The organism is Sphingomonas sp. GCM10030256, from assembly GCF_042666415.1.
Taxonomy (GTDB): domain Bacteria; phylum Pseudomonadota; class Alphaproteobacteria; order Sphingomonadales; family Sphingomonadaceae; genus Sphingomicrobium.
On the sequence record NZ_JBHTDI010000003.1, the window covers coordinates 21,979 to 41,095 of the forward strand.

A 19,117-nucleotide genomic window follows, 5' to 3' on the forward strand; every position below is an offset into this window, starting at 1 on the left:
TCTCTCCTCAGGATGAGCGTTTGAGATAGAGGAAATCAACTCATGCGCGCCGAAGCGCAGGCCAATATCGACCAGGTCAACGCCGCTACCGCCCTCCTGCGTCGGTTCCTCGATTGGGACCGGGCGCTGAAGCGGCTCGACGAGCTTAATGCCAAGGTCGAGGATAGTTCGCTGTGGGATGATCCCAAGGGCGCGCAGGAGGTGATGCGCGAGCGGCGCCGGCTGGAGGAGGCGATTGGCGCCACCCGCAAGCTGGAAACCGAACTCACCGACACGGTTGAGCTGATCGAGATGGCCGAGGCGGAGGGCGATGACTCGCTGGTCGAGGACGGCGTGCGTGCCCTGGCCGAGCTCGCCGAGCGGGCCGAGCGCGACAAGGTCGCCGCGCTGCTCGCGGGGGAGGCGGACGCCAACAATAGCTACATCGAGATCAACGCGGGCGCCGGCGGGACCGAGAGCAACGACTGGGCCGGGATGCTGCAGCGGATGTATTCGCGCTGGGCCGAGCGCCACGGGATGAAGGTCGAGCTGGTCGACCACCATGCCGGCGAGCAGGCCGGGATCAAGTCGGCGACCCTGCTGGTCAAGGGCGAGAACGCCTATGGCAACCTCAAGGTCGAGGGTGGAGTCCACCGGCTGGTGCGGATCAGCCCCTATGACAGCTCGGCTCGCCGCCACACCAGCTTCGCCAGCGTCTGGGTGTATCCCGAAGTGGACGATGACATCGACATCGAGGTCAATGAAAGCGAGCTTCGGATCGATACGTATCGGGCCAGTGGCGCCGGCGGGCAGCACGTCAACACGACCGACAGCGCGGTGCGGATCACGCACATCCCGTCGAACATCGTCGTCCAGTGCCAGAACCAGCGCAGCCAGCACAAGAATCGCGCGGAAGCGATGAAGCAGCTCAAGGCCCGTTTGTACGAACTGGAACTGCAAAGGCGCGAGGCGGAGGCCGATGCCAACGCTGCGTCCAAGACGGACATCGGCTGGGGCCACCAGATCCGCTCCTATGTCCTGCAGCCCTACCAGTTGGTGAAGGATCTCCGCACAGGCATGACCTCCACCGCGCCGGGCGACGTGCTCGACGGCGACCTCGACCGCTTCATGGCGGCCGCGCTCAGCCAGCGGGTGACGGGCGAGAAGGTGGTCGTGGAGGACGTCGAGTAGGTGACAAACGCGCTCCCATCGCCGTTCGTCCCGAGCGAAGTCGAGGGGCGCTAGTGCGAAGCTTCGGCCAAGGTGCCTCGACTGCGCTCGGCGTAAACGGATTGTTTGTGCTCTGTGCACTCCTTGCCGCCTGCCGCGCCCACCCGTCGGGGGAGCAGCCCTCGTTCCCCGACGCCAACCGCCCGGTCGCGCCGATCGTGTCGGACGCTTTCTCCACCGAAGACGCCCGCGATCGGATCGGCGAGTTCGAGGAGGTGGTGAGCCGGGCGGGGGTGAAGGCCGGGATGTGGGTCGCCGACATCGGTGCCGGAGAAGGCTATTATACCGTCCGGCTCGCTCCGCTGGTGGGCGCGAAAGGTCGCGTGCTCGCGCAGGACATCGTCCCGGAAACCCGTGACCGGCTGGCGCAACGGGTGCAGCGCGAGGGGCTCGACAATGTCGCCGTCCGGCTAGGCGAGCCGGCCGACCCCAAGCTTCCGCCGGCGAGCTTCGACCGGATCTTCCTGGTCCACATGTACCATGAGGTGACGGAGCCCTACGCCTTCCTGTGGCACCTGCGCACCGGGCTCAAGCCAGGCGGCGAGGTGATCGTGGTCGACGCCGACCGGCCGGTGAAGCGCCACGGCATCCCGCCGCTGCAGCTGAAATGCGAGCTCGCGGCGGTCGGCCTCTCGCAGGACCGTTCTTCCCACCTGCCCGGCGGCGACAGCTATTTCGCGGCCTTCCGTGCGTCTGCCCCGCGGCCGGAGCCGCCGGCGATCAAGCCCTGCGCCGCGGCAAAGGACTAGCCTCCCGGCTTGCCAATCCAAGCGGTTCTGCTAAGGGCCGCGCCTTCCGACCTATCGTTGGGAAAGCCTGCGGGAGAGTGCCTCGGCGCTCGTCTGGACCGCTCAACTTGAAACGAGAGTGACATGGCAAAGAAGATCACCGGCTATATCAAGCTGCAGGTGCCTGCTGGCGCCGCCAATCCGTCGCCGCCGATCGGCCCGGCGCTTGGTCAGCGTGGCGTCAACATCATGGAGTTCTGCAAGGCGTTCAACGCGTCGACGCAGGAACTGGAAAAGGGCTCGCCGATCCCGACGGTGATCACCGTCTATGCGGACCGCTCCTTCTCCTTCGCGACCAAGACCCCGCCGGCCAGCTTTCTGCTGAAGAAGGCGGCGAACCTCAAGTCGGGTTCCAAGGAGCCGGGCAAGGTTTCGGCGGGCACGATCAAGCGCTCGGCGCTTGCCGAGATCGCCGAAACCAAGATGAAGGACCTCAATGCCAACGACATCGAGGCCGCAACGAAGATCATTGAAGGCTCGGCTCGCGCCATGGGCCTCCAGGTTGTGGAGGGCTAAGCAATGGCCAAGCTGACCAAGAAGCAGAAGGCGCAGGCCGGACAGGTCGACCGCGAAAAGATGTACGGCGTGGATGAGGCGATCGGGCTGGTGAAGACCCTCGCCACGTCCAAGTTCGACGAGACTGTGGAAATCGCGCTGAATCTCGGCGTCGACCCGCGCCACGCCGACCAGATGGTGCGCGGCGTGGTCAACCTGCCCAAGGGCACCGGCAAGTCGGTGCGCGTGGCGGTGTTCGCCAAGGGCGCCAAGGCCGAGGAAGCGACCGCTGCAGGCGCCGACGTGGTTGGGGCCGAGGACCTGATGGAGACCATCCAGGGCGGCCAGATCGACTTCGACCGCGTGATCGCGACTCCGGACATGATGGGCGTCGTCGGCCGCCTCGGTAAGGTGCTGGGCCCCAAGGGCCTGATGCCAAACCCGAAGCTCGGCACCGTCACCATGGACGTCACCAAGGCGGTGACCGACGCCAAGGCTGGCCAGATCGAGTTCCGCGTCGAGAAGGCGGGAATCATCCACGCCGGCATCGGCAAGTGCTCGTTCGACGCGGCCGACCTGCGCCAGAACTTCGACGCGTTCGTGGACGCGATCGTCAAGGCCAAGCCGGCCGGCGCCAAAGGCAAGTATGTCAAGAAGGCGGCGATCAGCTCCTCGATGGGTCCGGGCGTGAAGCTCGACATTGCCGAGGTGGCGAGCGCCTGATTTTCCGGCGGACCCGGTAGACGCGGAAAATATGGGCCGGGGCAGCGATGCTCCGGCCCTTTCCTTTTGCCTGTGCGTTGAGCGGGCGAAGGGAGACAAGACGTGCAGCAGCAGGATGGCAGCGGAGCAGGCGGCAGCCTGGATGAGCGAACCCTCGGCAACGCCACGGCGGAGAATGAGGAAGCCCACACTCCGCGCGAGAGCGCCGACGGACCGGGCGATGATCCCGGCTTCAGCAACGAGCATCCGCTCGCTTCACCCGGCGAGCTCGCCGGAACTGCCGACCAGGCGATCGCGGCGGAAATCGCCGCCCTGGGGCCGGACAACGGCTCCCTTGCGGACGCGGCGGGCAGTGCAACCGGCGCCGACCTGGAGGACGAGGATCTGTCGGGCAGCGACGGGCCCGCTTGATTGCGCGGCAGGTGGAGGAAATGGTTTTACCGCGAGGCGTTAAATCGTGGGCTGCGTCTCCCGGCGCGGCGTGTGAGGAGACCATCATGGATCAAAATCCGCAGGGCGGAAGCGCCCAGACCGGCACGCGTGACGAAACCTATGACCTCGTAGCCGTGCTCTACCATGCGCTCCAGGGCGCCGAAAATTGCCAGACCTACGCGCAGGATGCACAAGGCCGGCAGGAGCTTCGCCAGTTCTTCGAACAGGCCTGCGATCAGCAGCGGCAGCTTGCCGATCAAGCCAAGCAATTGCTTCATGGGCAGCTGATGCAGGGCGGCGAAGCCGGCGGGTCCGGCCAGAGCAGCGCCTTCTCGCAGTTCGGCTCCGCCGACCAGTCCTCGAGCATGACCACTGGAGGCCTCGGCAGCGCCCAGCCGGCTGGCGCGTCGGGCAGCAACGTCGGCGCCTCGCAGATGTCGGACCGCTCGACAGACTCGAGCCGCAACAGCGAAATGACCACCGGCGGCGGCGGCACCTCCACTTTCTAGACGCTCTTCCGGTTTGAAAAGTGCGGAAGGCCCGGGATCTCGTCGGTCTCGGGCCTTTTTTCGTTTTTGGCCACTGGAATTGCCTAGTGCGACGAACCGGCTCGAACGGGCGGCTCGCTTCCGCTATGGTCGCGGGGCACGAGAGGTGGTCGCATGACGACCGAAGGCGCTGCGCAAGCAGCGGAAATCCGCGTGATCCTGTGCCTTCGCTTTGCCGATGACGGCCCGTTCGAAGAGATCACCCACTGCAAACAGGCGCTGCTGGCCAGCCCGCAGGTACTCCATTGCCTCGAGGTATCCGGCACCTTCCACTTAATGGTCGAAGTCGCCGTCGCCGATCTTGGCGCCTACCAGTCCCTGCTCGACGACATCATCAACCGGTTCGGGCGCTTGCTGGCTCATTATGAAGCCAACTTCATCTGCCGCCGCTACGAGCGGCAGAATGACGCGCAGTCCCATTGCCTGTGGGTTCCTTGCGCGGAAGGGCGGCAGCGGGTGGACTGCGACCGCATCGACAAGGTCGTTGCGGAAGGGGATTACGTCCGCATCGTTTCGGGCAGCAGCGAGTGGCTGCTTCACGCCACCCTGACCAGCCTTGCCCACCAGCTGGAGTCGGGTGAATTCGTGCAGCTTGGCCGCTCGGTGATTGTGAGAATCGGTTTCATTGCGCGACTGATCCACCACGGGCGTCGATGGATCGCGCGCCTTGCCGACGGATCGCAACACCGCATCGCCAAGCCGCGCACCGTTGCCGTCATGGCGGCGCTCAAAGCGGCTTCATCGAACGGCGGGACGGCTTCGGCGATGGTGGAACGGCTCGCCGACTTGCCGCTCATCATGACCGAAAAGCCGATGCACTAAGCCTTCGACAGCCGCATTTCCCGTCTGTCCTCATTCCGGGGCGAGAGGGAGCCACATCATGTCCGCGAGCGAAAATATCCTGAAGCTGTTCGCCGCAGGAGGGATCACCCTGGTGCTGCTCGCCGGAACCGCTTTCGCGGCTCCGCGCGACATCACGGTCACCGCGCCGATCGATCCGGATGTGCGGGTGCAGCGTGTGTCCTATTCCGACCTCAACCTTGCCCAGGCTGATGATCGGAAGCTGCTCAAGGGCCGCGTGGGGCGGGCCATCGGCTATGTCTGCGAACCGCAGGACGCGGCGTGGTTCGACGACGACTACAAGGTCTGCCGGACCTACGCGTGGCGCGGCGCGACGCCGCAGATCAACCGGGCGGTGCAGCGCGCTATGGAAATTGCCGCGACCGGATCAAGCGCGATTCCGCCGGTGGCGATCGTCCTGGCCTTCCCTGGCCAGTGACGAAGCTTCCGGACGCGGCCAGAGCGGTCCGCCCGGACGAGAAGCGGCGCCCGACGGGCGCCGCTTTTCGTAGCGGGGTCGCGCGTCCGTTCGACGAACGGCGAGTCGTTCTATCAGGGTCCGGCAGTTCGTCGATTCATCTACGAATGAACCCCGCTCGCAGCGCCGGGGACCATTCGACGATCAGGCTGGACCGGTCGCCGAGGAGTTCGTGAATAGGGCAGGAAACCGCGGCAAACCATGGGGGAGATCAAGGCTGGGAGACGGGTCATGAAGGGCATCATTCTGTTGAAGACTGCCATCGGCAAGGGGCTTGCACTTGCTGCCACCGCGGCTTCCGCGCAGACGGTCGATATCAACATCTATGCGGAGCGCCCGGACGATCGGCCGCTGACCGAGCGAGTCGCTTACGACGACCTCAACCTGGCTTCGGCAAGCGGCGAGCGCAGCCTGACGATGCGGGTACGCCGGGCCTCGCGCAACGTCTGTGCGCCGCTGGATCAAGCAACCTTCCGTCTGAAGAACCAGGCCTGCCGCTCCGGTGCCTGGCACGGGGCCCAGCCCCAGATGTCGTTGGCGATCGAGCGGGCTCGGCAGATCGCCTCGAGCGGTCAAAGCGCGATTCCGGCGGTCGCGATCACCATCGCCGCGCACTAAGGCTTGGCGAGGTCTGGGCCGCGGAGTTGTTGATCGGCTCCGCGGCCTTCGCCTGTGCGGCTTGATCGCGCCACGTTTTCCTTTATAGGCGCGTCCCTGTTCGGCTTCGGCCGGACGCCGTCCGAGACAGTTGGTGCCCCGAGATCATCGAGGGGCTTAATGTCCAGCCTAGACGGGGAAGAGAGATCATCCGGGCGCCACCGACAAGGTCGCGCTCGTTGTGCGTCCAGACGCACCGATCAACCAACCCCACGGACAATGTTGCCTCCACGCACTGTGCGGGGAGGCTGTTTGAACCTCGGTCCTGGCTGTGCTTGGGCCGAAAAGGAGTTGGCATGGATCGTTCGCAAAAAGCGGATCTGGTTGCCGAGTTGAAGCAGGTCTTTACCGAGACCAGCGTGGTGGTCGTCACCCGCAATCTCGGTTTGTCGGTGGCCCAGTCCACCGATCTTCGCCTGCGGATGCGCGACGCCGGTGCGCAGTTCAAGGTTGCGAAGAACCGCCTTGCCCTCATTGCGCTGGATGGCACGCGCTACAGCCCGATCGGCGACCTGCTGACGGGCCCGACCGCGCTTGCAACTTCCATTGATCCCGTCGCGGCCGCCAAGGTCGCGGTGGACTTCGCGAAGACCACCGACAAGTTCGAGGTTCTTGGCGGAGCGATGGGTGACACCGTCCTCGACGTGAATGGGATCAAGGCGCTGGCCGAGCTCCCGAGCCTTGATGAACTGCGCGGTACGCTGATCGGCCTCATTCAGGCCCCGGCGACCAAGATCGCGCGGACCATCAGCGAGCCGGGCGCGATGCTGGCACGGGTCTTCGGCGCTTACGCGGCCCAAGAGGCGGCTTAAACGCACAAGCATTTCTCTCTTTTTTGATCTGGAGTTTTTACAATGGCTGACATTCAGAAGCTGGTTGACGATCTTTCGGCGCTCACCGTCCTCGAGGCGGCGGACCTCGCCAAGGCCCTTGAAGAGAAGTGGGGCGTTTCGGCCGCCGCTGCCGTCGCCGTCGCTGGCCCGGCCGCTGCCGCTGCCCCGGCCGCCGAAGAGAAGACCGAGTTTGACGTGATCCTCACCGGCGACGGTGGCAAGAAGATCAACGTCATCAAGGAAGTCCGCGCGATCACCGGCCTGGGCCTGGGCGAAGCCAAGGCGCTGGTCGAAGGCGCTCCGAAGCCGGTCAAGGAAGGCGTCAACAAGGACGAGGCCGAGAAGATCAAGAAGCAGATCGAGGAAGCCGGCGGCACCGTCGAGCTCAAGTAAGCTGCTTCGAGCGTCTTGCTCGAACTGAAAAGGAGGGCGGCCCCGCAACGGGTCGCCCTTTTTCGTGACTGCAGCCTTATCGCCGAACGTGGATTACTGCGTGGCGGTCGGCGTGGATGCGCTGCCAGCCGGGCTCCTGGTCCAGCTTGCCGGCAAGCGGCTCCGAGCGGTTCAGCAACGTCCAGCGCAGGTCCCACCGGGCGCTTGCCTGGCGGAACGCCGCCATGTCGCCGGCCGCGATCCGCTGGTAGCGGAAGGTCAGCCCGTCGCCGTACATGTCGGCCCGGCCGTCGATGAACGGCGCGACGCCGTGAAGGATCAGCGGACCGCCGTAGCTGTAGCTGTTGAACACCGGCTGCGTGCGCAGCGCGAGGGGAAGCTGGCGTAAGGCCGTGGCTGGATAGTTCGGCCGATCGCCCCGCTCCAGCGGCACGGTCAAGCGTGCGGCGGCCAGCGCCGCCGCTCCGGCCAGCAGGAGCGAAACCGGCAGGCCGCTCCGGTCAGCCTGCCGCCGGCCAGCCCGCTGAACCACGGCGAGCGAGCCGACGATCAGCAGCAGCGGCTGGTGCCTGGAGTGGGTGACCGCCATCCCCAGCAGCCCGGCCAGCAGCATCAGGCGCACCGCTCCGACCTCGCGCCAGCGGAGCCCGGCCATTGCCGCCAGTGCTCCGGCAGCCCCGAAGAAGAGCGCATCGTCCGGCCAGCGCGATGGCGCCCACTCGCTGATCAGAGCCAACGCGTCCATTCCGCTGACCTGGAAGGGGTAGAGGAACCCCTGCAGGCGGAAGGGGGTGAGCAAAGCACACAGGAGGGCGGCAAGCCCGAACGCCGCCCATCCGGTGACAACTGCCTTGCGTTTGGCTTGCTCGATCAGCGCCTCGAGCGCGAACACGGCCACCAGGCCCAAGGCGACGATATAGCTGGCGTGCATGTTGGCCCACAGGATCATCAGCGGGGTTGCCCAGAGCGGGGGTGACCGGCGCCTTTCCCGGGCGTGCAGGAGCAGCAGGGTCCAGCCGGCCAGCAGGGGCCAGGCGAGCGCGTGTGGCCTCGCCAGTGCGGTCGATTGGAGCGCAGCCGCGACGAGCCCCAGCGCCAGCAGCGCGGCAAGCGGCGGGAGGCGCCGGAGGAACTCCCGGCCAAGAAGCAGCAGCGTGCCAGCGATCGCAGCAGCCGCCAGCAGCGCCACCCCGCTCCAACCGCGAAGCGCAAACGCGGCTGCCATGGCGACTTCGCTCAGCCATTCATGGGCGTGCCACGGCTGACCTCTGGCGGTGAAGGAGAACGGGTCGGCGGCAGGAATCGCCCCGTGCCGGAGGATCCATTGGCCGGTCGCCAGGTGCCAGCTGCTGTCGCCATCGTCGAGGAGGGCCGGGGTGAAGGCGAGAAAGGCCGCGGCGGCGAGTGCTGCCCCGATCAGCAGCACTTGCGGGCGAACCGCTGGGGCGCCCGTCGCGTGCTGCGCCGCGCTGTTGGTGCCTGTCGCCATCTCTTGCCCCCAGCGCCCGGTCTAGCCGGCAGCTTCAGGAGCGGCAAGGCGAGCGGCAGGCTTTCGCCGTGTCAGCGCGGCGCGACGTCCACCTTGTCCGGCGGCTGGGTTCCGTCCTTGCGGTTGGGGCTGCCGGGCAGGTTGGGCCGGGCCTGGACCGTGCTGTTTGCAACCGGCGCCGAGCCATCACCCACCGAGCCGAACGCCGTGTCGTTGCGGCTCTGCACCTGGGCTTGGCCGGCGGCCGCAAGCGCGTCCTGTTCGTTCACCCCGGCTTCCGCCGCATTCTGGAGCACTTCGGCGGCAGCCGGGTCCGACTGAGCCGCGGCCGCTTCCAGGTTCGAGGGTGCCTCCGTCGAGCCGCACGCGGCCAGCAGGACAAGGCGGGGAGGGTCAGGAGCTTGGGCACGGACGACTTCCTTGGCTGTGTCCGCTTCACAAAGCCTCAGCGGCTCTTGGTTGCGGCGCTTGCGCGTTGCCGGCTGCCGCAGGCGCAAGTCGGGCGGAGTTTTGGCGAACATCATGCCCGACCCCGGCCCATTCTCGTGCCGAAGGTGGATTTGCCGCTCACCCCTTTTCTTTCCCAGGGAGACGCGTATATAGGGTTCATCCAACACATAACGGCTCCGCCGCACGGTTTCGTGCGTCCGGGGCTTTTCCTGTCCTCACCGGGACACCGGCCGAAACCGCGCATCGGCCTGCACGTATGGTGAGGAACGACCAGGAACCGCGCCGGACTTGACGAGGCCCGCGGCGATGCCGTGCGTCTCAAGCGCAGGGAACATCATGGCGACCAAGGCGATCGACGCTCCGCACAACACGAGCAGCGGCCGGAAGACCAACTCGCGGCGTATCCGCAAGATCTTCGGCAACATCCACGAGATCAGCGAGATGCCGAACCTCATCGAGGTCCAGCGCGAGTCGTACGAGCAGTTCCTCCGCTCCGACCCGAGCATCGGCTATGTTTCCGGTCTTGAGAAGACGCTGCGTTCGGTGTTCCCGATCCAGGATTTCGCCGGCACCGCCCACCTCGACTTCGACCATTATGTGCTCGAAGATCCGAAGTACGACACCGAGGAATGCCGCCAGCGCGGGCTGACCTATGCCGCGCCGATGCGCGTTACCCTGCGCCTGACCTCATTCGAGATCGATCCGGATACCGAGGCCAAGTCGGTCATCGATATCAAGGAGCAGGACGTCTACATGGGCGACATGCCGCTCATGACGTGGAACGGCACCTTCATCATCAATGGCACCGAGCGCGTCATCGTGTCCCAGATGCACCGCTCGCCGGGCGTGCTGTTCGACCATGACCGGGGCAAGACCCACGCTTCGGGCAAGTATCTGTTCGCCGCTCGCGTGATCCCGTACCGTGGTTCGTGGCTGGACTTCGAGTTCGACGCCAAGGACATCGTGAACGTCCGCATCGACCGCAAGCGCAAGTTGCCGGTCACCGCGCTGCTGCACGCGCTGGGACTGAACTCGGAAGAGATCCTCGCCGAATTCTACAACACCGTCGGCTATGTCCGCGGTCCGAACGGCTGGCAGATTCCCTACGTCGCCGAGCAGTGGCGCGGGCAGAAGCCGACCCACGACGTGGTCAACGCCGATACCGGCGAGGTCGTCTTCAAGGCGAATGAGAAGATCACTCCGCGGCGCGCCAACCAGGCGGCCAAGGAAGGTCTCCAGAACCTGATCATCCCGACCGAGGAAATCTTCGGCCGCTTCTCCGCGTATGACCTGATCAACGAGTCGACCGGCGAGATTTACGTTGAGGCCGGTGACGAGGTCACCGCCGAGAACCTGGAGAAGCTCGACAAGGCCGGCGTCGACCGGCTCGAGCTGCTCGACATCGACTACATCAACACCGGCCCGTGGATCCGCAACACGCTCAAGGCCGACAAGGCTGAAGACGGCGATCAGGCTCTGAGCGATATCTACCGCGTCATGCGCCCCGGCGAGCCGCCGACCCGCGAGACTGCGGATGCGCTGTTCTATGGCCTGTTCTTCGATCCGGAGCGCTACGACCTGTCGGCTGTCGGCCGGGTCAAGCTCAACATGCGCCTCGGCCTCGATGCCGAGGACACGGTAACCACCCTTCGCCGCGAGGACATCCTGGCGGTGGTCAAGGAGCTGGTGAACCTGAAGGACGGCAAGGGCGACATCGACGATATCGACAACCTTGCCAACCGTCGCGTCCGCTCGGTCGGCGAGCTGCTCGAGAACCAGTATCGCGTCGGCCTGCTCCGCATGGAGCGCGCCGTGAAGGAGCGGATGAGCTCGGTCGACGTGTCGACGGTGATGCCGAACGACCTCATCAACGCCAAGCCGGCGGTCGCCGCGGTGCGCGAATTCTTCGGCTCCTCGCAGCTGTCGCAGTTCATGGACCAGACCAACCCGCTGTCCGAAGTGACGCACAAGCGCCGTGTGTCGGCGCTTGGGCCGGGCGGTCTCACCCGTGAGCGTGCCGGCTTTGAAGTCCGCGACGTTCACCCGACCCACTATGGCCGGATCTGCCCGATCGAGACTCCGGAAGGGCCGAACATCGGTCTGATCAACAGCCTCGCGTCGTTCAGCCGGGTCAACAAGTACGGCTTCATCGAGACGCCGTACCGCAAGGTGGTCGACAACAAGGTGACCGACGAGGTCGTCTACCTGTCAGCGATGGAAGAAGCCAAGCACACCATTGCGCAGGCCAATGCCGAGCTGACCGAGGATGGCGGGTTCGTTGAGGAGATCGTCTCCTCGCGGCGGGCGGGCGACTTCCTGATCGCTCCGCGCGATCAGATCACCCTGATGGACGTCAGCCCCAAGCAGCTGGTGTCGGTCGCGGCCTCGCTGATCCCGTTCCTCGAGAACGATGACGCGAACCGCGCGCTGATGGGCTCGAACATGCAGCGCCAGGCGGTTCCGCTGCTGCAGGCTGACGCTCCGCTGGTCGGCACCGGGATGGAAGAGACCGTTGCCCGTGATTCGGGTGCGGCGATTGCCGCTCGCCGTCCGGGCATCGTCGACCAGGTCGATGCGACCCGTATCGTGGTTCGTGTCACGGGTGAGCTTCGCCCCGGTGAGAGCGGCGTCGACATCTACACGCTGATGAAGTTCCAGCGGTCCAACCAGTCGACCTGCATCAACCAGCGTCCGCTGGTGAAGGTGGGCGAAGAGGTGAACGCCGGCGACGTCATCGCCGACGGTCCGTCGACCCAGTTCGGCGAACTGGCGCTCGGCCGCAACGTGCTCGTCGCGTTCATGCCGTGGAACGGCTACAACTATGAGGACTCGATCCTGATCTCCGAGCGGATCGTGAAGGACGACGTCTTCACCTCGATCCACATCGAGGAGTTCGAGGTGATGGCCCGCGACACCAAGCTCGGGCCGGAGGACATCACCCGCGACATCCCCAACGTCGGCGAGGAGGCGCTGCGCAACCTCGACGAGGCGGGCATCGTCTACATCGGCGCCGAGGTCGAGCCGGGCGACATCCTGGTGGGCAAGATCACGCCCAAGGGCGAAAGCCCGATGACCCCGGAAGAAAAGCTTCTCCGGGCGATCTTCGGCGAGAAGGCGTCTGACGTGCGCGACACCTCGCTTCGCCTGCCGCCGGGCGTTGCCGGGACGATTGTCGACGTGCGCGTCTTCAACCGCCACGGCATCGACATCGACGACCGCACCCGAGCGATCCAGACCGAGGAGAAGGATCGCCTCCGCAAGGACGCCGACGATGAGAAGGCGATCCTCAACCGCGCAACCTTCGCCCGTCTTCGGGAGATGCTGCTCGGCCAAGTCGCGACGGCGGTTCCGAAAAGCCTGAAGAAGGGCGCGACCCTCGACGAAGAGACGCTGGAAGGCGCCGACAAGCACGATTGGTGGAAGATCGCCGTCAAGGACGACAGCCGCCAGAGCGACCTGGAAGCGCTGAAGGCCCAGTATGACGAGGCGGTTGCGGTCATCAACCGCAAGTATGAGGACCGCGTCGAGAAGCTGGAGCGCGGCGACGAGCTTCCGCCGGGCGTGCTCAAGATGGTCAAGGTGTTCGTCGCGGTGAAGCGCAAGCTTCAGCCGGGCGACAAGATGGCCGGCCGTCACGGCAACAAGGGCGTGATCAGCCGCATCCTGCCGAACGAGGACATGCCGTTCCTGGAAGACGGGACCCCGGTCGATATCGTGCTGAACCCGCTGGGCGTGCCGTCGCGCATGAACGTCGGGCAGATTTTCGAAACGCACCTGGGCTGGGCCGCGCGCGGTCTCGGCAAGCAGATCGGCGAGATGCTGGAAGCGATGCACCATCGCGGGCAGGGCGTCGCGGGCAAGGACGTTTCCGAGATGCGGACCAAGCTCAAGGACATGTACGGCGAGCATTACGATGGCGACATCGATGCGCGTGACGACAATGCCGTGATGGAGCTTGCCCAGAACCTGGTTGGCGGGCTGCCGATGGGCACTCCGGTGTTCGACGGCGCCCGCGAAGCGGATGTCGCCACCATGCTGGAGCGGGCGGGTCTCGATGCGTCGGGGCAGGTCACCCTGTTCGACGGGCGCACCGGCGATCCGTTCGACCGCAAGGTGACGGTGGGCTACATCTACATGCTGAAGCTGCACCACCTGGTGGACGACAAGATCCACGCTCGCTCGATCGGCCCGTACAGCCTCGTCACCCAGCAGCCGCTGGGCGGCAAGGCGCAGTTCGGCGGCCAGCGCTTCGGCGAGATGGAGGTCTGGGCCCTCCAGGCCTACGGCGCCGCCTACACGCTGCAGGAGATGCTGACGGTGAAGTCGGACGACGTGATCGGCCGCACCAAGGTCTACGAGGCGATCGTCAAGGGCGACGACACGTTCGAGGCCGGCATTCCGGAAAGCTTCAACGTGCTGGTCAAGGAGATGCGCTCGCTCGGCCTCAACGTCGAGCTGGACAGCCTGGACGACCCGAACGCGGAGCCGCCGGCCCTGGCTGCGGAGTGAACCTTCTTCCCCCTCCCGCTCGCGGGAGGGGGGCAGGGGGTGGGCCTGAGGCCTGCTCCTGCACGAAATTCCCACCCCCGGCCCCTCCCGCAAGCGGGAGGGGAGTGGAGTAAGAGATGAACGAACTAACCAACTTCGCGAACCCGGTGGCCAAGCCGGAGACCTTCGACCAGATCAAGATCGGGATCGCGAGCCCGGACAAGATCCGCAGCTGGTCCTTCGGCGAGATCAAGAAGCCGGAGACGATCAACTACCGCACGTTCAAGCCGGAGCGTGATGGCCTGTTCTGCGCCCGCATCTTCGGTCCGATCAAGGACTACGAATGCCTGTGCGGCAAGTACAAGCGGATGAAGTACAAGGGCATCGTCTGCGAAAAGTGCGGCGTGGAAGTGACCGTGTCCAAGGTCCGCCGCGAGCGCATGGGCCACATCGAGCTGGCCGCGCCGGTTGCCCACATCTGGTTCCTCAAGTCGCTGCCGAGCCGTATCGGCCTGCTGCTCGACATGCAGTTGAAGCAACTCGAGCGCGTGCTCTACTTCGAGAGCTATGTGGTGATCGAGCCGGGCCTGACCCCGCTCGAAAAGTATCAGTTGCTGACCGAGGACGAGCTGCTGTCCGCTCAGGATGAGTATGGCGAGGACGCCTTCTCGGCCGGGATCGGCGCCGAGGCGGTCAAGCACATGCTGATGGACCTCGACCTCGAAGGCGAGCGCAAGACGCTGCTGGAAGAGCTTGCCGTCACCAAGTCGGAGCTCAAGCCCAAGAAGATCATCAAGCGGCTGAAGGTCGTCGAGAGCTTCCTTGAGTCCGGCAACCGGCCTGAGTGGATGATCCTGGAAGTCATTCCGGTGATCCCGCCCGAGCTTCGCCCGCTGGTGCCGCTGGACGGCGGCCGGTTTGCGACGTCGGACCTCAACGACCTTTACCGCCGGGTCATCAACCGCAACAACCGCCTGAAGCGGCTGATGGAGCTGCGCGCTCCGGACATCATCGTCCGCAACGAAAAGCGCATGCTGCAGGAAGCGGTTGACGCGCTGTTCGACAACGGCCGCCGCGGCCGCACGATCACCGGCGCCAACAAGCGTCCGCTGAAGTCGCTGTCCGACATGCTCAAGGGCAAGCAGGGCCGCTTCCGCCAGAACCTCCTCGGCAAGCGCGTCGACTATTCGGGCCGTTCGGTCATCGTCACCGGTCCGGAGCTGAAGCTGCACCAGTGCGGCCTGCCGAAGAAGATGGCCCTCGAGCTGTTCAAGCCATTCATCTACTCGCGCCTCGACGCCAAGGGTCTGTCGATGACCCTGAAGCAGGCCAAGAAGTGGGTCGAAAAGGAGCGCAAGGAAGTCTGGGACATCCTCGACGAGGTGATCCGCGAGCATCCGGTGCTGCTGAATCGCGCGCCGACGCTCCACCGTCTCGGCATCCAGGCGTTCGAGCCGGTGCTGATCGAGGGCAAGGCGATCCAGCTTCACCCGCTCGTCTGCGCCGCGTTCAACGCCGACTTCGACGGCGACCAGATGGCCGTGCACGTTCCGCTGAGCCTCGAGGCCCAGCTGGAAGCGCGCGTGCTGATGATGTCGACCAACAACATCCTCAGCCCCGCAAACGGCAAGCCGATCATCGTCCCGTCGCAGGACATGGTCCTGGGTCTCTACTATCTCTCGATCGAGAAGGATGGTGAGCCGGGCCAGGGCATGCTGCTCGCCGACATGACCGAGGTCCACCAGGCCCTCGCTGCGGGTGCCGTGACCCTGCACTCCAAGATCGTCAGCCGCGTTCCGCAGACGGACGAGGCCGGCAAGCAGTACATGAAGCGGTTCGAGACCACTCCGGGCCGCATGCTGCTCGGCGAGACGCTGCCGAAGAGCCACCGCGTGCCCTTCGAGACGGTCAACCGGCTGCTGACCAAGAAGGACATCGGCGACGTCATCGACGAAGTCTATCGTCACACCGGTCAGAAAGAGACGGTGCTGTTCGCCGACGCGATCATGCAGCTCGGCTTCCGCCACGCGTTCAAGGCCGGCATCAGCTTCGGCAAGGACGATATGGTCATCCCCGCCGCCAAGGAGCCTCTGGTGGAGGAGACCCGGGCGCTGGTGAAGGACTATGAGCAGCAGTATCAGGACGGCCTGATCACCCAGCAGGAAAAGTACAACAAGGTGATCGACGCCTGGTCGCGTTGCGGCGACCGTGTGGCCCAGGAGATGATGAAGGAAATCTCCTCGACCCCGAAGATGGACAACGGCCGCGAGGCTCCGGTGAACTCCATCTACATGATGGCCCACTCCGGTGCGCGTGGTTCGCAGGCGCAGATCAAGCAGCTGGCCGGCATGCGCGGCCTGATGGCCAAGCCGTCGGGCGAGATCATCGAAACGCCGATCATCTCCAACTTCAAGGAAGGCCTGACCGTACTTGAGTATTTCAACTCGACCCACGGCGCCCGCAAGGGTCTCGCGGACACGGCACTCAAGACGGCGAACTCGGGCTACCTGACCCGCCGGCTCGTCGACGTGTCGCAGGACGCGGTGATCATCGAGGAGGATTGCGGGACCGACCAGGCGCTGGAGATGCGTGCCATCGTCCAGGGCGGCGCCGTCATCGCCTCGCTCGGCGATCGTGTCCTTGGGCGGACCACGGCCGAGGAGGTCGTGGATCCCAAGACCGGCGAAACGCTGGTCAAGGAAGGCGTACTGCTCGACGAGGCGATGGTCGCGAAGCTGGAGGCCGCAAGCCTTCAGGGCATCAAGATCCGCTCGCCGCTGGTTTGCGCCTCCAAGCAGGGCGTGTGCGGCAAGTGCTACGGGCGTGACCTCGCCCGCGGTACGCCGGTCAACATCGGCGAGGCGGTCGGCGTGATCGCCGCGCAGTCGATCGGCGAGCCGGGCACCCAGTTGACGATGCGGACCTTCCACATCGGCGGCGCGGCCCAGCTCAACGAGCAGTCGAACCTCGAGGCGCCGGTCGACGGCACCGTCGAGTTCCGCGACATGCCGACGATCACCGACCCGCGCGGCCGCCATGTGTCGCTGTCCCGCTCCGGCGAGATCGCGATCCTCGACATGGACGGGCGCGAGCTGTCGACGCACCGCGTGCCCTACGGTGCGCACCTGCTGTGTGACAGCGGGCACATCGTCAGCAAGGGTGACCGCATCGCCGAGTGGGACCCGAGCTACAGCCCGGTGATCACCGAGAAGGCTGGTATCGTGAAGTACCAGGACCTGACCGAAAATCGGACGATGACCGAGCAGACCGACGAGTCGACCGGCATCTCGCAGCGCGTCGTCACCGAGGACATGGCCAAGTCGAAGAAGGAAGACCTTCGTCCGCGCCTGACCCTGCTGGGCGAAGGTGCGACCGAGGCCGGCGTCTACCGGCTTGCTGCCGGTGCGATCGTCGTGGTTGAGGACGGCCAGAGCGTGGAAGCCGGCGAGGTGCTCGCCCGTATGCCGCGTGAAGCCGCCAAGACCCGCGACATCACTGGTGGTCTGCCGCGCGTCGCGGAGCTGTTCGAAGCGCGCAAGCCGAAGGAGAATGCGATCATCGCAAAGGTCTCCGGCCGTGTGAACTTCATGAAGGACTACAAGGCGAAGCGTAAGATCGCGATCATCCCCGACGACGGGACCGATCCGGTCGAATATCTGGTGCCCAAGTCCAAGGTAATCGACGTCCAGGAAGGCGACTACGTCAAGCGTGGCGACAATCTGGTCGGCGGTTCCCCGGATCCGCACGACATCCTGGAAGTGCTCGGCGTCGTGGCGCTGGCCGAATATCTCGTCAGCGAGATCCAGGAGGTCTACCGATTGCAGGGCGTGAAGATCAACGACAAGCACATCGAGGTGATCGTTCGCCAGATGCTGCAGAAGGTCGAGATCACCGACGGCGGCGACACCACGCTGCTTGCGGGCGAGCAGGTCGACCGCGAGGAGATGGACGAGCTCAACAGCAAGCTGGACAAGAAGGGCAAGCCGGCCGTCGGCAAGCCCGTCCTGCTCGGCATCACCAAGGCGTCGCTGCAGACCCGCAGCTTCATCTTGGCCGCCTCGTTCCAGGAGACAACCCGGGTGCTCACCGAAGCCTCGGTCCAGGGCAAGATCGACTCGCTCAACGGCCTGAAGGAAAATGTCATCGTCGGCCGCCTGATCCCGGCGGGTACCGGCGCGGGCATGAACCGGATGCGGGTTGCGGCTACCAGCCGCGACACGGCCCTCCGCGCCGCCCAGCGCAAGCTCCAGGAGTCGCTCTACCTGCCTGACACGGCGGAAGAGCAGCACGCCGCCGAGCTTCAGCAGGGTCCGGAAGCTGCGATCCAGGGCGATCCGCTCGCCTCGGTTGCACCGTCCGGCAACGGCTCCGACGCCGATGCGGGCGACTATCTGCAGAGCTGAGGCCAGCCACAGCCGCGAACGCAAACACCCCGCCGGAGCAATCCGGCGGGGTGTTTTCGTTCGGCTCAGCGGATCGCGGTGACGATGTGGGCCGACAGCCTCGGATCAAACTCGCCGGCGGCGCGGAAGGCTTCCCGCGCGGCTTCCGTGGCCCAGTCGAGGGCATCGGGTCCGAACGCCTCAATCTCTGTCCGAAGCGGTGATCCGCACACCAGTCCCACCGCCGCATCGTTCGCCTCCGCCTCCGGCAGGGCACGAAGCTTCACCGTTTCGAACTCCACATCCGTGAAGCCGGCAGCAAGCAGGTCATGCTCGATCCGGGCGGGATCAGAGTAGCCGAAGGGCGTCCGTGCCAGGAAAGCGGGCGGGTTCTCGGGCGACAGGCTGGCGACTGCCTCGTGGACGATCCGGGATGCGGGGTTCTCCTCCAGCCGGTTCCAGACCGCCAGCACGTAATGGCCGCCATCGCCAGGTACCGGGCGTGCCTCGCGGTTCGCGGCGACCTTGTCGGGCATGAACATGATCCCGAACTGGCAGACCACCAGGTCGAACCTGGCATCCGGGAACGGTAGTGCCTGCGCGTCTGCCGGCTGAAGCTCGACCCTAGGTGGGAGCCGGGTGCGCGCCACATCCAGCATCGCCTGGTTGAGATCGGTCGCGACGATCTCCGCGTCCGGGCAGGCCTCGGCGAGAGCCTCTGTGGCCAGCCCCGTCCCGGCAGCCGTTTCGAGGATGGAGCGGGGCTTCCAGCGACCCGCTCGCTGCGCTACTTCTTCCGCAAAGGGCCTGAACAGGAACGGGCCGAGATGGCGGTCGTAGATCGCCGGGATCGATCCCGCGAAGCCTGTGTCATCGGTGCTCATGGAACGCTCCCTCCGGACAGGGATTGTT

The 19,117-nt window shown here is 65.5% G+C and carries 16 protein-coding genes; 13 read left to right on the forward strand and 3 right to left on the reverse strand.

The features are described 5' to 3' along the window. The first annotated feature begins 42 nt into the window (after window positions 1-42). The 11 genes from prfB to rplL all read left to right on the forward strand — a co-directional run bounded on the left by prfB (window position 43) and on the right by rplL (window position 7,396). Complete coding sequence (gene prfB / locus ACFQPG_RS11155) at window positions 43-1,170, forward strand: peptide chain release factor 2 (RefSeq protein WP_380813203.1); 1,128 nt, start codon at window positions 43-45, stop codon at window positions 1,168-1,170. 107 nt (window positions 1,171-1,277) lie between these two features. Then, window positions 1,278-1,958 (forward strand): class I SAM-dependent methyltransferase, encoded by a 681-nt coding sequence (locus ACFQPG_RS11160; RefSeq protein WP_380813206.1) that lies wholly within the window; start codon window positions 1,278-1,280, stop codon window positions 1,956-1,958. 123 nt (window positions 1,959-2,081) lie between these two features. Further along, window positions 2,082-2,513 carry a 50S ribosomal protein L11 gene (gene rplK / locus ACFQPG_RS11165; RefSeq protein ID WP_380813208.1) on the forward strand — a complete coding sequence of 144 codons (432 nt, stop codon included), beginning with the start codon at window positions 2,082-2,084 and terminating at the stop codon, window positions 2,511-2,513. Window positions 2,514-2,516: 3 nt separating this feature from the next. Continuing rightward, complete coding sequence (rplA, locus tag ACFQPG_RS11170) at window positions 2,517-3,215, forward strand: 50S ribosomal protein L1 (protein ID WP_380813211.1); 699 nt, start codon at window positions 2,517-2,519, stop codon at window positions 3,213-3,215. 102 nt (window positions 3,216-3,317) lie between these two features. Next, window positions 3,318-3,626 carry a hypothetical protein gene (locus ACFQPG_RS11175; RefSeq protein WP_380813214.1) on the forward strand — a complete coding sequence of 103 codons (309 nt, stop codon included), beginning with the start codon at window positions 3,318-3,320 and terminating at the stop codon, window positions 3,624-3,626. Window positions 3,627-3,712: 86 nt separating this feature from the next. Next, window positions 3,713-4,156 carry a hypothetical protein gene (locus tag ACFQPG_RS11180; RefSeq protein ID WP_380813217.1) on the forward strand — a complete coding sequence of 148 codons (444 nt, stop codon included), beginning with the start codon at window positions 3,713-3,715 and terminating at the stop codon, window positions 4,154-4,156. Between the two features lie 153 nt (window positions 4,157-4,309). Continuing rightward, entirely contained in the window at window positions 4,310-5,017 is a 708-nt protein-coding gene (locus ACFQPG_RS11185; RefSeq protein WP_380813220.1) for an Lrp/AsnC ligand binding domain-containing protein, read from the forward strand. Between the two features lie 58 nt (window positions 5,018-5,075). Next, window positions 5,076-5,474: a UrcA family protein gene (locus ACFQPG_RS11190; protein ID WP_380813223.1), complete on the forward strand. Its 399-nt coding sequence runs from the start codon at window positions 5,076-5,078 to the stop codon at window positions 5,472-5,474. A gap of 270 nt (window positions 5,475-5,744) precedes the next feature. Next, window positions 5,745-6,131 carry a UrcA family protein gene (locus ACFQPG_RS11195; protein ID WP_380813226.1) on the forward strand — a complete coding sequence of 129 codons (387 nt, stop codon included), beginning with the start codon at window positions 5,745-5,747 and terminating at the stop codon, window positions 6,129-6,131. A gap of 335 nt (window positions 6,132-6,466) precedes the next feature. Continuing rightward, on the forward strand, window positions 6,467-6,982 hold the full coding sequence (gene rplJ / locus ACFQPG_RS11200; RefSeq protein ID WP_380813229.1) for a 50S ribosomal protein L10: 516 nt from the start codon (window positions 6,467-6,469) through the stop codon (window positions 6,980-6,982). 42 nt (window positions 6,983-7,024) lie between these two features. After that, on the forward strand, window positions 7,025-7,396 hold the full coding sequence (rplL, locus tag ACFQPG_RS11205) for a 50S ribosomal protein L7/L12 (RefSeq protein WP_380813232.1): 372 nt from the start codon (window positions 7,025-7,027) through the stop codon (window positions 7,394-7,396). A gap of 76 nt (window positions 7,397-7,472) precedes the next feature. Here the strand turns inward: rplL and ACFQPG_RS11210 are convergent, their stop codons facing one another. Then, window positions 7,473-8,885, reverse strand: coding sequence for a hypothetical protein (locus tag ACFQPG_RS11210; protein WP_380813235.1), 1,413 nt, complete (start codon window positions 8,883-8,885; stop codon window positions 7,473-7,475). 71 nt (window positions 8,886-8,956) lie between these two features. Beyond that, window positions 8,957-9,409 carry a hypothetical protein gene (locus tag ACFQPG_RS11215; protein WP_380813238.1) on the reverse strand — a complete coding sequence of 151 codons (453 nt, stop codon included), beginning with the start codon at window positions 9,407-9,409 and terminating at the stop codon, window positions 8,957-8,959. 262 nt (window positions 9,410-9,671) lie between these two features. On the opposite strand from ACFQPG_RS11215, the gene rpoB reads away from it, so the two are divergent. Together rpoB and rpoC are read left to right on the forward strand one after the other, a co-directional pair. Continuing rightward, complete coding sequence (gene rpoB, locus ACFQPG_RS11220; protein WP_380813241.1) at window positions 9,672-13,844, forward strand: DNA-directed RNA polymerase subunit beta; 4,173 nt, start codon at window positions 9,672-9,674, stop codon at window positions 13,842-13,844. Window positions 13,845-13,960: 116 nt separating this feature from the next. Then, a complete protein-coding gene (rpoC, locus tag ACFQPG_RS11225) occupies window positions 13,961-18,226 on the forward strand; it encodes a DNA-directed RNA polymerase subunit beta' (RefSeq protein WP_380813244.1) in 4,266 nt (1,421 codons plus the stop codon). 65 nt (window positions 18,227-18,291) lie between these two features. Here rpoC and ACFQPG_RS11230 read toward each other — a convergent pair whose 3' ends face one another. Further along, window positions 18,292-19,089: a class I SAM-dependent methyltransferase gene (locus ACFQPG_RS11230; protein ID WP_380813245.1), complete on the reverse strand. Its 798-nt coding sequence runs from the start codon at window positions 19,087-19,089 to the stop codon at window positions 18,292-18,294. Window positions 19,090-19,117 lie beyond the last annotated feature (28 nt).

Excerpts from the sequence above, each read along its gene's own strand:
- rplK (WP_380813208.1), top strand. The coding sequence starts at position 2,082 with ATGGCAAAGAAGATCACCGGCTATATCAAGCTGCAGGTGCCTGCTGGC.
- ACFQPG_RS11210 (WP_380813235.1), bottom strand. The coding sequence starts at position 8,885 with ATGGCGACAGGCACCAACAGCGCGGCGCAGCACGCGACGGGCGCCCCA.
- rpoC (WP_380813244.1), top strand. The coding sequence starts at position 13,961 with ATGAACGAACTAACCAACTTCGCGAACCCGGTGGCCAAGCCGGAGACC.
- rplJ (WP_380813229.1), top strand. The coding sequence starts at position 6,467 with ATGGATCGTTCGCAAAAAGCGGATCTGGTTGCCGAGTTGAAGCAGGTC.
- ACFQPG_RS11215 (WP_380813238.1), bottom strand. The coding sequence starts at position 9,409 with ATGATGTTCGCCAAAACTCCGCCCGACTTGCGCCTGCGGCAGCCGGCA.
- ACFQPG_RS11185 (WP_380813220.1), top strand. The coding sequence starts at position 4,310 with ATGACGACCGAAGGCGCTGCGCAAGCAGCGGAAATCCGCGTGATCCTG.
- rplA (WP_380813211.1), top strand. The coding sequence starts at position 2,517 with ATGGCCAAGCTGACCAAGAAGCAGAAGGCGCAGGCCGGACAGGTCGAC.
- ACFQPG_RS11230 (WP_380813245.1), bottom strand. The coding sequence starts at position 19,089 with ATGAGCACCGATGACACAGGCTTCGCGGGATCGATCCCGGCGATCTAC.
- rpoB (WP_380813241.1), top strand. The coding sequence starts at position 9,672 with ATGGCGACCAAGGCGATCGACGCTCCGCACAACACGAGCAGCGGCCGG.
- ACFQPG_RS11180 (WP_380813217.1), top strand. The coding sequence starts at position 3,713 with ATGGATCAAAATCCGCAGGGCGGAAGCGCCCAGACCGGCACGCGTGAC.
- prfB (WP_380813203.1), top strand. The coding sequence starts at position 43 with ATGCGCGCCGAAGCGCAGGCCAATATCGACCAGGTCAACGCCGCTACC.
- ACFQPG_RS11195 (WP_380813226.1), top strand. The coding sequence starts at position 5,745 with ATGAAGGGCATCATTCTGTTGAAGACTGCCATCGGCAAGGGGCTTGCA.
- rplL (WP_380813232.1), top strand. The coding sequence starts at position 7,025 with ATGGCTGACATTCAGAAGCTGGTTGACGATCTTTCGGCGCTCACCGTC.
- ACFQPG_RS11190 (WP_380813223.1), top strand. The coding sequence starts at position 5,076 with ATGTCCGCGAGCGAAAATATCCTGAAGCTGTTCGCCGCAGGAGGGATC.